The organism is Microbacterium sp. AG1240 (assembly GCF_003635115.1).
Classification (GTDB): Bacteria; Actinomycetota; Actinomycetes; order Actinomycetales; family Microbacteriaceae; genus Microbacterium.
In genome coordinates this window covers 1,062,769-1,075,410 of the sequence record NZ_RBXJ01000001.1, presented here as the reverse complement: position 1 = coordinate 1,075,410, position 12,642 = coordinate 1,062,769, and the positions used below count along the sequence as shown (strand labels likewise).

Here is a 12,642-nt window from a genome sequence, read left to right as displayed (position 1 = left end):
AGTCGCGATCCAGAAGGCCGACTCGAACGGGCGCCTTGCCCGATGCGATCAAGCTACGACGGAACGCACCGCGCGCGCAGCGACACGCCCCTTCGTTCGCGTTACGAGCAGGTGAACTTCCTCACCACACGCGCGACGCCGCGAACGCGGCCATGGCGTCACCGAGCTGGCGGAGCGTGTCGGGGCTGGTACCGGCGTGCACGGCGATCCGGATCCCGCCCGAACGGACGGTGACGGCCAGACCGTGGTTCGACAGGGCGGCGGCCAACGGCGCGGCATCCCGGGCGTCGGGGGCGAGCGCGATGATGCCGGCACGGTGCGCGGGATCGCGGGGTGTCGTCACGGGGATGTCGTACTGATCGGCCAGGGCGAAGACGTCGGCGGCTCGCTCGGCGATACGCGCGCCGACCGCGGCGACGCCGACGTCTCGGATGTCGGTCACCGCCGTCTTGAGTCGACCCGCCGCCAGCGAGTCGAACGCGCTTACCGTGAAGGCGCGAGCCTGGTGCACCGGCGGCGGCACCTCGTCGAGCGGTAGCCCCTCCGCTTCGGTTCCGGTGAAGCCCGAGAGCACGGGGTCGAGCCGATCGAGCGCGCGCTCTGCGAACCAGGAGTACCCGGTCCCCCGGCCGGCGCGCAGCCACTTGTACCCGTTCCCGCACACGACGTCGGCCGCGGCGAAGTCGGCCTCGACCACACCGAACCCCTGGACGGCGTCGACGATGAGCAACCGGTCCCCGATCACGTCGCGGATGGCGGCGAGGTCGGCGAGGTAGCCGGTGCGGAAGTCGACGAGACTCACGGCCACCGCCGTCACGTCGTCGGTGAGGGCGTCGCGCACGACCTCCGGAGTCACGAACCCGGCCGGTGGCAGCATCCATGAGACCTGCGCACCACCGACCGCGGCCGAGCGCGCCGCGGCGACCGTCAAACTCGGGAATTCGGCCGACGAGAGCAGCAGCGTGCCGCGGAGGGCGTAGATCGCCTGCATCAGACCGTGCGCGGTCGACGGCTGCAGCACGACCTGGTCGGCCGGTGCGCCCAGCAGCTCGGCCACGGCGGCGCCGGCCTCGGCGACGTGATCGACCACGAGGTCGAGGCTCGACCGCCGACCCGACGCGAGGAGCTCCGCGTCGGCGTTCGTCTCGGCCACCACGGACGGGGCGAGGGGGCCGAACGACGCCCAGTCGAGATACCCCGTCTCATCGCCGAAGGAGTGCACGTAGGTATCGAGGTCGGTCACAAACGGCCATTCTCCCACTCCGCTCGCCGCTTCGCTCGCCGTTGACCGCGAGACCCGGTCTGCGCGACGACACCCCGACATCATGGCCGGGTCTCGGCGCGCCGTTGCGGTCTCGCGGAGGAGCTCAGCCGCCGTAGCGGCGGTCGCGCTTGGCGAAGTCGCGCACGGCGCGCAGGAAGTCGACCTCGCGCAGGTCGGGGCCGAGCGCCTCGACGAAGTAGAACTCGCTGTGGGCGCTCTGCCAGAGCAGGAAGTCGCTGAGCCGCTGCTCGCCCGACGTGCGGATCACGAGGTCGGGGTCAGGCAGCCCACCCGTGTAGAGGTGCTCGCCGATCTGCTCGGGCGTGAGGCTCGCGGCCAGCTGCTCGAGCGAGCCGCCCTCGCTGTCGTGCTGGGCGATGATGCTGCGCACGGCGTCGACGATCTCGCTGCGCCCGCCGTACCCGACCGCCAGATTCACGTGCAGACCCGTGTGGGCACGGGTGCGGTCCTCCGACTCTGCGAGCACCCGCGCGAGCTCGGGCGGCAGGTTGGCGGCGCGACCGACGTGCTGCACCCGCCAGTTCGGCTCGCGGGAGACCTCGTCGGCGAGCTCGGCGATGATCTCCAGGAGGTCGGCGAGCTCTCGGGAGTCGCGCTTGACGAGGTTGTCGTTGGAGAGCAGGTAGAGCGAGACGACGCCGACGCCGAGATCGTCGCACCAACGGAGGAACTCGCGCATCTTCGCCGCACCCGCTCGATGGCCGTGCGCGGCGGAATCGAACCCGAGCTGTCGGGCCCACCGGCGGTTGCCGTCGATCATCATCGCGACGTGGTGGGGCACGACATCGGGCGTCAACCGGCGGCGCAGTCGATTGATGTAGAGGCGGTACAGAGGTCCTCTGCCCTCGTTGATCCCGGTCTCCGTCACGCCCCTACGCTACCCCCGACCTGTGCAGTGCATGCGGAACCGCACAGCGTGCGCTCAGCGGCATACGCCCGGACGTAGGCTCATTGCGTGACCCGCCCAGCCTCCTCCCGTGCGGCCGAAGACGACGGCCCCGACATGCCGCAGCTGCCCCTCATCGAGGCGGCGGCGGTCGGTGCGCAGGACGAGCTGAAGCCGACGTGGCGCGGGTGGATCCACGCCGGGACCTTCCCCGTCGCCATCGCCGCCGGCATCGTCCTCATCGCGGTGGCGCAGGGTGCTCCCGCGAAGTGGGCGGCGGCGGTCTTCATGGCCACCTCGCTGCTGCTGTTCGGCAACTCCGCGCTGTACCACCGCTTCCAGTGGAAGCCGCGGACACGCGCGATCCTCAAGCGGATCGACCACGCCAACATCCTGCTGCTGATCGCAGGCACCTACACACCGCTGTCGGTGCTCGCCCTCCCCACCGACAAGGCGATCATCCTGCTGTCCATCGTCTGGGGCGGCGCGATCCTGGGCATCTTCTTCCGCGTGTTCTGGCTGAACGCGCCGAGATGGCTCTACGTCGCCCTCTACCTCGCGCTCGGATGGGCGGCCGTGATGTACATGGGCGATCTGTTCGCCGCGAACGTCGCCATGATGGTGCTCGTCGTCATCGGCGGTGTGCTGTACTCCGGCGGTGCGGTGATCTACGCGCTGAAGCGACCGAACCCGTGGCCCGGCCATTTCGGCTTCCACGAGATCTTCCATGTCTGCACGGTGCTGGCGTTCCTCTGCCACTGGACCGCGTCACTGCTCATCGTGCTGAACCCCGCGTTCCACGCGGGATGACCCTCAGCGGCGGAAACGATCGTCGCGGGGATCGATGTCCTGGTCGTCGACGTCGGATGCTTCCTCGGCCGCCCTCGCCTGCGCCTCCGCAGCATCCAGGTCTTCGTTGACCTCCGCGCGGTAGCGTCCGCGACGGATGCGGCGCAGCATGTCCCAGACGAGCAGGAACACCGCCACGGCGATGAACGCGATGGCGGCGAAGCCCCACGGACCGGGGGTGACGAGTTCGGCCGGAGGCGCGCTGGGCTCGGGGGTCACTGCGGCGAGAAGAATCGCGGCGTACATCACACATCCTCGTTCTGCGCGGGAGCGCTTAACCTGGACTTCCAGCCTAGTTCCGACCCGAGGTAGCGATGACCCAGCAGATGCTCGACGAACGATACGGACGGCGACGCTCCGGCGGACGGCGGGCTGCCGGCTGGATCGTCGTCGGAGCCGTCGCGGTCGGGCTGATCGGATGGGTCGGCTGGGGCACGGTGGCCCGCTCGATCGACGAGATCGACGACGACCTCACCGCCTTCGAGGTCGTCGACGCGCACACGGTCTCGGTGACCTTCCAGATCACCTCTCCCCCGGGCCGCGGGGTCGCGTGCGTGCTGGAGGCACAGGACGAGGAGCACGGGATCGTGGGCTGGCGGGTCGTGGAGTACCCCGCGGTCGACTCGCACGCGCGGGCGTTCTCGGAGGAGATCCCGACGGTCGCCCTGGCGACCAATGGTTTGGTCAACAGCTGCTGGGTCACGTAAACTCAGGACCCACATTCGATCGACGCCCTGGCCGATGCCGGGGCGTTTCGAATTGCGGGCGTCGATATCGGCGCTCCACGACGACCAAGGAGACCGACCGTGTCCAGCGACGCCCCGGTGACGTTCCTCACCCAGGATGCCTACGACCGCCTCGCCAATGAGCTCGAACACCTGTCGACGACCGGCCGCGAAGAGATCGCCAAGCGCATCGAGTCGGCTCGCGAAGAGGGCGACCTCAAGGAGAACGGCGGCTACCACGCCGCGAAGGACGAGCAGGGCAAGCAGGAAGCACGCATCCGCACCCTGAAGGCGCTGCTGAAAGACGCCACGGTCGGCGAAGCACCGCAGAGCCACGGCGTGGTCGAGTCGGGAACGATCGTCACCGCTATCGTCGCGGGAGGCGAAGAGCGGTTCCTGCTCGGCAACCGCGAGATCGCGGTCGACTCCGAACTCGACGTGTACAGCGAGGCCTCCCCGCTCGGAGCTGCGATCCTCGGCCAGAGCGAGGGAGCGAAGGTGTCGTACACCGCCCCCAACGGCCGCGAGATCCCGGTCGAGGTCGTGAAGGTCGAGACCTACTCCGGCGAGTAGGCCCCGCCCTCAGTCGCGCGAGACGGTAGCGGTGAACCCCGCCTCTTCGAGCGTGCTGATCACGAGACCGCGGTGGTCCTCACCCCGGGTCTCGACGCTCAGCTGCAGCACCACCTCGCTGATCTGCATGCCCTGACCGTGTCGGGTGTGCATCACCTCGACCACGTTCGCCCCGACCTGGGCGAGCAGCTCCGACACCCGCGCGAGCTGCCCCGGACGATCGGGCAGCGGGATGCGCAGGGTCATGTAGCGACCGGATGCTGCGAGCCCGTGCGCGACGACGCGCTGCAGCAGCAGCGGATCGATGTTGCCGCCCGACAGGATCGACACGGACGGGCCGGAGGCGGTGACCTTCCCGGCCAGGATCGCCGCGACCCCGACCGCACCGGCCGGCTCGACCACCTGCTTCGCGCGCTCGAGGAGTACGAGGAGCGCACGGGCGATGTCGTCTTCGGTCACGGTGACCACGTCGTCGAGGTGCTTGCTGATGAGGGCGAACGGCAGGTCGCCGGGGCGTGCGACCGCGATGCCGTCGGCGATGGTCGGTCGGGTCTCGACCTGGAGCGGACGCCCCGCGGCGAGTGACGACGGGTACGCGGCCGAGTTCTCGGCCTGCACCCCGATGACCCGTACGGTGCGGCCTTCGGCGGCGGCGCGAGCCTTGACGGCGGCGGCCACTCCGGCCGCGAGGCCTCCCCCGCCGATACCGACGATGACGGTCTCGAGGTCGGGGAGGTCTTCCATGAGCTCGAGACCGAGCGTTCCCTGGCCGACGACGATGTCGCGGTGATCGAAGGGGTGGATGAGCACCGCACCGGTCTTCTCGGCGAACTCCGCCGCGAGTCGCAGCGGCGTCTCGACCGTGTCGCCCTCGAGGATCACCTCGGCGCCGTACCCCCGAGTTGCCAGCAGTTTCGGCAACGGCACGCCCAGCGGCATGAAGATCGTCGCCGGGATGCCGAGCTGCTGGGCCGCGAGAGCGACGCCCTGAGCGTGATTCCCCGCCGACGCGGCGACGACGCCGCGCGCACGCTCGTCGGCCGTGAGACGCGACAGGCGGTAGGTGGCCCCCCGGATCTTGAACGAACCGGTGCGCTGCAGGTTCTCGAGCTTGAGATGCACCGGCACGTCGAGGAGGTCGCTGAGGTGCTGCGACTGGTCGAGCGGGGTGCGCGTGATGATGCCGCGAAGGGAGGCGGCCGCGTCTTCGAACTCGGCCAGGGTGGGATCGGTCATGCCTTTTTTCTCTCTTTGCGTGGCACGGTGCTCCAGATCAGATCTCCCGTGAGGGGCTGCTCGCCCGCGGTCGTCCAGGCCCGTGACGACAGGTAGACCGCGACGACGTTCACGAACGCCGCGAGCGGAACCGCGAACAGGGCCCCGGGGATACCGCCGACCATGGCGCCACCGGCCACGACCAGCACGACCGCGAGCGGGTGCACCTTCACCGCCGAGCCCATCAGGATCGGCTGCAGGATGTGGCTCTCGATCTGCTGCACGAGCAGCACGAAGATGAGCATCCACAGGGCGATCCACGGCCCGTTGTAGACGAGGGCGATGAACACGGCGACGGCACCCGTGAGGACGGCGCCGACGAACGGGATGAAGGCACCCAGGAAGACGAGCACGCCGATCGGGATGGCCAGCGGCACGCCCAGGAAGAAGGCGCTGAGGCCGATGCCGACCGCGTCGATCGTGGCGACGAGCAGCTGCGTCCGCGCGTATGTCACGACGGTGCGCCAGCCCGCGCGTCCGGCACCGTCGACGGCCGGACGGGCGTCTTTCGGGAACAGGCGCGTCGTCCACTGCCAGATGCGTGCGCCGTCGGCCAGGATGCACAGGAGGATGAAGATGGTCAGTAGGAGTCCGGTGACCACGTGCCCGACGGTGCTGCCGACGGCGAGCGCGCCGGTCCAGAGCACCTGGGCCTGCTGCTGCGCGAAGTCGATCGCCTGCGCGAGCCCGTCGTCGATCTGGGCCGCCGTCAGATGCAGCGGGCCGTCGATGAGGAACTGGCGGAACTGCTCGGCCGACGCGACGGTGCGCTCCTGCACCGAGCGGAAGTCGCGGGTGATCTGCCACACGGCGACCCAGAACAGTCCGCCGACGATCGCGATGGTGCCGAGCACCGTCACGACGATGGCGAGCCATCGCGGCCAGCGATGGCGCAGCACGAAGGTGAACGCGGGCCAGGTCAGGGCCGTGATGAGGATCGCGATCAGCAGCGGGATGACCAGCAGCTTGAGCTGGATCACCAGCCAGATCACGACGCCGATCGCGGCGGCGAGCACCAGCAGCCGCCACGCGTAGGAGGTCGCGATGCGCAGGGCGTTCGGCACGGCGCTCGGGGCATCGATCGTGACCGTGCGGCGACGCAGCGCGTCGAGGAACGAACCGCGGGATTCGGGGGCGGGATCGCTCATCCACTCAGTCTAGGCTCGGGGCATTCCGCGGCGGGCATGGCCGCCGCGGTGTCGGTGGCCATCAATAGGCTGACTCGGTGAGACAGACCCTCGGACGAGCTGAAGCACGTCGCATCGCCCTCGCCGCCCAGGGGTTCGCGCGCCCGCGACCCGAGACGGTCGGCACGCGGCAGCTCAACGGCGCCCTCGCGCGCATGGCGACCCTGCAGATCGATTCGGTCAACGTCTTCGCCCGTTCGCACTACATGCCGCTCTTCTCCCGGCTGGGCGCGTACGACACCGCCCTGCTCGATCGCCTGCTGTTCTCGCGCAGACCTCCGTACGTCGAGTTCTGGGCGCACGTCGCAGCGTTCATCCCCGCCGATGACTGGGGCCTGTTCCGCTTCCGGATGGACGACCACCGCGCCAAGTACGCCGAGAAGGCCGACGCGTGGATGGCCACGCATTCCGAGATCGTCGAGTGGGTGCGGGCCGAGCTGGTTTCTCGCGGTCCGCTGCGGCCGGCCGAGATCGAACACGATGCCGCGGGCGGTCAGCGCGGCCCGTGGTGGGGCTGGAACGACGTCAAGCTCGCCCTCGAGTACCTATGGCTCGTCGGCGACGTCGCCATCGCGGGGCGACGAGGATTCGAACGTCGCTACGCGCTCGCCGAGCAGGTGATCCCCGCCTCCGTTCTCGCATCGCCCGTGGCGCGGCCCGACGCCATCCGGGAGTTGGTGCGGCGCGCAGCCCGCGCCTACGGCGTGGCGACAGCATCCGACCTCGCCGACTACTGGCGCATCCGTGATCGCCGGGCCGTGCTGGGCGCACTCGACGAGCTCACCGACCAGGGCGAGCTGCAGCGTGTGACCGTCGAGGGGTGGGAGACCGGCGGGCGCCCCGCGAAGGCGTGGCTCCACCGCGATGCGGTGCTGCCGCGTCGCCTGACCGGAGCGGCGATCCTCACCCCGTTCGACCCGGTGGTGTGGTTCCGCGATCGCGCGGAGCGTCTCTTCGACTTCGAGTACCGCATCGAGATCTACACGCCGGCGCCGCAACGCCGGTACGGCTACTACTCCCTGCCGGTGCTCGTCGGTGACGACATCGTCGGACGCATCGATCTCAAGGCTGATCGAGCCTCGAGCACCCTTCTCGTGCAATCCGCCTGGTGGGAGCACCGGCGACCCTCCGACGCCGCCGACCGCATCGCCGCCGAGATACGCCTGGCCGCCGCGTGGCAGGGGCTCGAACGGGTGTCGGTCTCACGATGGGGCGATGCCGTCGACGACCTCGCACGAGCGATTCCCGGCGCAGATCGGCACGAGCGGACGACGACCCTCGAGTCCGTCGCGCTCGCCCCGGAAGAACCCCGACTCTGACGCGTCAGAACTGCACGCGGGGCGGCTCGGAGATGGCCGCGCCGTCGACCACTTCGAAGAACTCGCGCTCGGAGAACCCGAGGCGGCGGGCGAAGAGGTTGTTCGGGAAGACCTTGACCTTGGTGTTGAGCTCGCGAACGCCGCCGTTGTAGAACCGGCGCGATGCCTGGATCTTGTCTTCCGTGTCGACGATCGACTGCTGCAGGTGCAGGAAGTTCTGGCTCGCCTGCAGCTGGGGGTAGGCCTCGGCCACCGCGAAGATCGATTTCAGGGCCTGTTGCATGTGCCCTTCCGCCACGCCGGCCTCGGCCGGCCCGGTCGCCGACAGGGTCTCTGCGCGCGCCCGCGTGACGTTCTCGAACACGGCCTTCTCGTGGGCCGCGTAGCCCTTCACCGCCTCGATGAGGTTCGGCAGCAGGTCGGCTCTGCGCTTGAGCTGCACGGTGATGTCGCTCCACGCCTCGTCGACGCGGACGTTGAGCTGGACCAGCGAGTTATAGGTCGCCCACAGGTAGATTCCGCCGATGGCCACGAGGGCGACGACGGCCAAGACGGGGATGAGCCATTCCCACATTGCCGGGTTCTCCGTTCGACGATTTTCCTCATCCTAACCGTGGCGGTCGCCGCGAAAGACTCCCGACCCCGCCTCTCAGGGCTTACTCACCGAGCACGCGGGCCAGATAGGGATTGGCGAAGAGCCGATCCGGATCCAGCCGATCCCGCACCGCCAGGAAGTCGTCGAATCGCGGGTAGAGCGCGCGGAGCTCGCCGGCTCCGAGCGCGTGCTCCTTGCCCCAGTGCGGTCGTCCGGAGAAACCGCGCATGACCTCGCCGACCGCCTCGAAATACTCGGTGGGATCTTCCCGCCAGTACCGGTGGACGGCGATGTACCCGCTCTCCCTCCCCGACGCCGTCGACAACCACAGGTCGTCGGCGGCCGCCACGCGCACCTCCACGGGGAAGGAGATGCGCCATCCGCGCTCGCTCACGAGATCGCGCACGGCGGCGAACGCCGCGGTCAGGTCGTCGAGGCCGACCGCGTACTCCATCTCGCGGAACCGCACGGTGCGCGATTGCGTGAAGACGCGGTGCGAACGGTCCGCGTAGGTGCGACCGCCCATCAGCGCGCTGGCGACACGCGCCACCGGCGGAACCGTCGCGGGCACCACCGTGCCCACCGCGCACGTCGCTCGGTAGACGCCGTTCGCGAGAAGCGACTCGTCGACCCACCGCCGCAACGGCGGGATCGGACGGGTGGGACTCCCCTGCGGCAACCGCACGTTCTCCTTCGTCACGGCATCGTCGGTGTGGGGGAACCAGTAGAACTCGAAGTGGTCGGCCGCGCCGACCCGATCGCGGAGAACGCCGGTGACGTCGTCGAGCGGTTCGAGGCGCTCGGTGGCGTCGAGCACGAATGCGGGCACGCACTGCAGCGTCACGTCGACGAGGATCCCGAGCGCACCCAGCCCCACCGCGACGGCCGGGAGCAGCTCCGGATTGCTCTCGTCGTCCACGCGCAGCAGCTCGCCGTCGGCGGTGACGAGGGTCGCGCCGACCACCTGCGTCGAGATGCCGCCGAAGCGCAGACCCGTCCCGTGCGTGCCGGTCGAGATGGCTCCGGCGACGGTCTGCCGATCGATGTCACCGAGGTTCGGCATCGCCAGTGCGTAGGGTGCCAGGATGGCGGGAATCTCCCACAGGCGCGTTCCGGCGCGCAGACGCACGCGTCCGCGTTCGCGGTCGACGGCGATCAGGCCTCTCAGATCGCGCAGGTCGAGCATGATGCCCGCCGCAACGGCGATGCCCGAGAAGCTGTGCCCGGCGCCGACGGCCTTCACGGTGAGGGAACGGGCGGATGCGGCGGCCACGGCGCGGCGGACCGCACCCTCGTCGACGGGGAACTCGATGCGATGGGGCCGGACCTTCTGCGAGCGCCCCCAGTTGCGCCAGACGCCACCCGGACGGGTCACAGGAACGTCATCCCCTCGCCGCGGTAGGTGAGCGCCTCACCCTCGATGCGGTCGTCCTCCACGAGGAGGTAGCGGTCGACCCGTTCTGCGAGCTCGCCGCTCTTCGCGTGACGGAACCAGACGCGATCTCCGATCCGCAGCCCCCGCGCGGCGACGCCCCGTAGCGGGGTCTGCACCTCCCCCGCCCCCTCTCGCGAGAACATGGCCAGCCCTTCGGGCCACACCGGTCGGGGCTGTCGCGACGCCAGCGGCGGCCCCGATGCGATCCACCCGCCGCCGAGCACCGTCACGACGTCGGGGCGGGGCTTGCGCACGACCTCGAGTGCGAAGGCCGCGGCCGGCGCCGGCTGGAACGCGCGATACCCGTCGAAGAGGTGCCCCCCGAGCAGACCGCTCCCGGCGGTCAGCTCGGTGACCGACGTGTCGGAGGCCGTCTCCTCCAGGGATCCCGTCCCCCCGCCGTTGACGAACTCGATCGGTGCGACCTCGCGGATGCCTGCCACGATCGCTCCACGGCGTTCGAGGAGCTCGGCCGCCGAGCGACGCTGCATCCAGCGGATCACGGGGTCGGCGATCCCCGTGTCGTCACCCTGCCCGGCGATCTGCGCCTCGTACATCATCAGTCCGACGAGGTCGAAGCCGGGTCGGTCGGCGATGCGGCGGGCGAGAGAGACGACCTCCGCCGGTTCGTGCACGGGCGAACGGTGCACACCGATGTGTCCGAGAACGGCCGAGCGCCAGGAAGCATCCGCGTCGATCGCGATCCGGATGCGTGCTCGCGCGCCCGGCGACGCGATGGCGTCGATGAGATCCAACTGGGCCGGATCGTCGATCATCAGCGTGATGCGCGACGCGGCGGCGTCGTCCTTCGTCAGTCGCGAGAGGGCCTCCCGGTCGACGGTGGGATACCCCAGCACGATGTCGTCGTGGTCGGCCGCGAGCCAGAGCGCCTCGGGGAGGGTGTAGGCGAGAATGCCCCGGTAGCCGGGCACCGAGAGCACGGCGTCGAGCACCGAACGCACCCGGACCGACTTGCTCGCGACACGCACCGGTACGCCGCTTGCCCGCACGAGCAGATCCGCCGCGTTGTACCGGAGTGCGGGCAGGTGGATGGTCGCCAGCGGGCCGCTCACCGACGAGACGGCTCGGCCGAGGTGCGGCCAGAGCTCCGAGGCCGGCGGATGCGCCGCCGGGCGAGAGATCAGATCGATCGACACCGTGTGCGTCTCCCTCCGCGTGTGGGGTCAGCCTAGAACCATCGGCCGTGGGCCGCGGCGGTCACGCCGTCGGCAGCGAGAACGTGAATGCAGCGCCGACGCCCTTCGCCCCGCTCGCGGAGACCGCCCCGCCGTGGAGCGCGACGATCCTCGAGACCGACGCGAGCCCGAGGCCGGTGCCGGGAAACTCGTCGGCGCTGTGCAGACGCGTGAGCGGGCGGAAGACCCGGTCGGGGTCGGTGGCATCGAATCCCACGCCGTTGTCGCTCACCTCGATCGTGCGGAACGCTCCGTCCGACCCGACGCAGCGCAGACGGATCGCTGCGTCGTCGGTCGTGGAGGTGTACTTCACCGCGTTGTCGAACAGGTTGCTGAGCAGCAGGTGCACCATCGCGGGATCCGCCGAGACGCGGATGGCCGGTTCGATCTCGATGATCACGCCGTCGGCGCGGCCCTGCACGCGAAGGTCGGCGGCGATCCCCTCCGCGACCGCGCTCAGGTCGACCGGCTCGATGTGCAGCGGTTCGGTCGAGAGGCGGTAGACCGACAGCATCCGGTCGATCTGATCCGACATGCGCTGACCGGCGCCCAGTGCGGAGTGGGCGTAGGCGGCGGCGCTGGCGACGTCGGTCGCCGTGCCGTCGGCGACGAGCTCGGAGAAGCCCATCATCGCGCCGAGGGGCCCGCGCAGGTCGTGCACCAGCGAGTGCATCGCGGCATCGAGCTCGTCCGCCCGCGCGGCCTCCTGGTCGCGTTCCGCGCTGCGCCGGGCGATGGCGCCCCGCAGCTCGAGGTTCTCCAGAGCCACCGCGGTGCTGTTGGCGAGCACCTCCAGGTGGCGCACCACCTCGGGCTCGGCGACGTGGGGTTCGGCCCAGTACGCGCCGAGGACGCCGATCGGGTCGGACGAGCGGATCGGCGCCATGCACAGGCTCGAGACGAACGTCGGTCGGTACGCATCGTGCGGAACGCGGTCGTCGTCGTAGATGTCGGCGATGACCACCGTCTGCCGGTGCAGCATCGACCACCCGCTCACACACGCGGTCACCGGGAATCGGCTGCCCTTCCACAGCGGCGCGATCGCGTTCTCGTCGGCGTAGAAGCACTGGTCGTCTTCGCGGAGCACGAAGGTCGCTCCGTCCGCCCCGGTCAGAGCGCGGACGGCCGCTGCGACGATCGCGGTGACCTGAGCGGAGCTCGTCGCGGTCGACAATCGGTCGACCGTCTCGGTGAGAACGAGCGTTCTCGCGCTGGTCGTCGGTTCTGTCACGGTCATGGTTGCCCCCCAAAGCAACTCTGATGCGCCTGAATGGAAATACTAGCGGACGGGCCCCCACGAGTCGGGTCCCGCACGTC

Annotated in this window: 13 protein-coding genes; 4 read left to right on the top strand and 9 right to left on the bottom strand. The window is 69.9% G+C overall.

All coding sequences use genetic code 11. The annotated features are described in order from the left end of the window. Positions 1-121: 121 nt before the first annotated feature. The gene (locus DEU34_RS04935) at positions 122-1,243 is read right to left on the bottom strand and encodes an aminotransferase class V-fold PLP-dependent enzyme (RefSeq protein ID WP_121149064.1); all 1,122 of its coding nucleotides are present in this window, start codon (positions 1,241-1,243) and stop codon (positions 122-124) included. Between the two features lie 124 nt (positions 1,244-1,367). Further along, the gene (locus DEU34_RS04930; RefSeq protein WP_121149063.1) at positions 1,368-2,153 is read right to left on the bottom strand and encodes an isoprenyl transferase; all 786 of its coding nucleotides are present in this window, start codon (positions 2,151-2,153) and stop codon (positions 1,368-1,370) included. Between the two features lie 135 nt (positions 2,154-2,288). Here DEU34_RS04930 and DEU34_RS04925 point away from each other — a divergent pair, with 135 nt between their 5' ends. After that, positions 2,289-2,981 carry a hemolysin III family protein gene (locus DEU34_RS04925; protein ID WP_121149062.1) on the top strand — a complete coding sequence of 231 codons (693 nt, stop codon included), beginning with the start codon at positions 2,289-2,291 and terminating at the stop codon, positions 2,979-2,981. Between the two features lie 3 nt (positions 2,982-2,984). On the opposite strand, the gene DEU34_RS04920 is transcribed toward DEU34_RS04925, so the two are convergent. Then, positions 2,985-3,266: a hypothetical protein gene (locus DEU34_RS04920; RefSeq protein WP_121149061.1), complete on the bottom strand. Its 282-nt coding sequence runs from the start codon at positions 3,264-3,266 to the stop codon at positions 2,985-2,987. 68 nt (positions 3,267-3,334) lie between these two features. On the opposite strand from DEU34_RS04920, the gene DEU34_RS04915 reads away from it, so the two are divergent. Further along, positions 3,335-3,727 carry a DUF4307 domain-containing protein gene (locus DEU34_RS04915; RefSeq protein WP_121149060.1) on the top strand — a complete coding sequence of 131 codons (393 nt, stop codon included), beginning with the start codon at positions 3,335-3,337 and terminating at the stop codon, positions 3,725-3,727. A gap of 99 nt (positions 3,728-3,826) precedes the next feature. Beyond that, complete coding sequence (greA, locus tag DEU34_RS04910) at positions 3,827-4,318, top strand: transcription elongation factor GreA (RefSeq protein ID WP_121149059.1); 492 nt, start codon at positions 3,827-3,829, stop codon at positions 4,316-4,318. Between the two features lie 9 nt (positions 4,319-4,327). On the opposite strand, the gene ilvA is transcribed toward greA, so the two are convergent. Beyond that, positions 4,328-5,554 (bottom strand): threonine ammonia-lyase, encoded by a 1,227-nt coding sequence (gene ilvA, locus DEU34_RS04905; protein ID WP_121149058.1) that lies wholly within the window; start codon positions 5,552-5,554, stop codon positions 4,328-4,330. Beyond that, the gene (locus DEU34_RS04900) at positions 5,551-6,741 is read right to left on the bottom strand and encodes an AI-2E family transporter (protein WP_121149057.1); all 1,191 of its coding nucleotides are present in this window, start codon (positions 6,739-6,741) and stop codon (positions 5,551-5,553) included. Before DEU34_RS04900 ends, ilvA begins: the two co-directional genes overlap by 4 nt. Positions 6,742-6,818: 77 nt before the next feature. Here DEU34_RS04900 and DEU34_RS04895 point away from each other — a divergent pair, with 77 nt between their 5' ends. Further along, complete coding sequence (locus DEU34_RS04895) at positions 6,819-8,099, top strand: winged helix-turn-helix domain-containing protein (protein ID WP_121149056.1); 1,281 nt, start codon at positions 6,819-6,821, stop codon at positions 8,097-8,099. Between the two features lie 4 nt (positions 8,100-8,103). On the opposite strand, the gene DEU34_RS04890 is transcribed toward DEU34_RS04895, so the two are convergent. The 4 genes from DEU34_RS04890 to DEU34_RS04875 all read right to left on the bottom strand — a co-directional run bounded on the left by DEU34_RS04890 (position 8,104) and on the right by DEU34_RS04875 (position 12,562). Continuing rightward, positions 8,104-8,673, bottom strand: a complete 570-nt coding sequence (locus tag DEU34_RS04890; protein ID WP_116646158.1) for a LemA family protein — start codon at positions 8,671-8,673, stop codon at positions 8,104-8,106. 82 nt (positions 8,674-8,755) lie between these two features. Beyond that, positions 8,756-10,069: a D-arabinono-1,4-lactone oxidase gene (locus DEU34_RS04885; protein ID WP_121149055.1), complete on the bottom strand. Its 1,314-nt coding sequence runs from the start codon at positions 10,067-10,069 to the stop codon at positions 8,756-8,758. After that, on the bottom strand, positions 10,066-11,286 hold the full coding sequence (locus DEU34_RS04880) for an alanine racemase (protein WP_121149054.1): 1,221 nt from the start codon (positions 11,284-11,286) through the stop codon (positions 10,066-10,068). The genes DEU34_RS04885 and DEU34_RS04880 overlap by 4 nt, the downstream gene beginning before the upstream one ends. Positions 11,287-11,347: 61 nt before the next feature. Further along, the gene (locus DEU34_RS04875; protein ID WP_121149053.1) at positions 11,348-12,562 is read right to left on the bottom strand and encodes an ATP-binding protein; all 1,215 of its coding nucleotides are present in this window, start codon (positions 12,560-12,562) and stop codon (positions 11,348-11,350) included. Between the last annotated feature and the right edge of the window lie 80 nt (positions 12,563-12,642).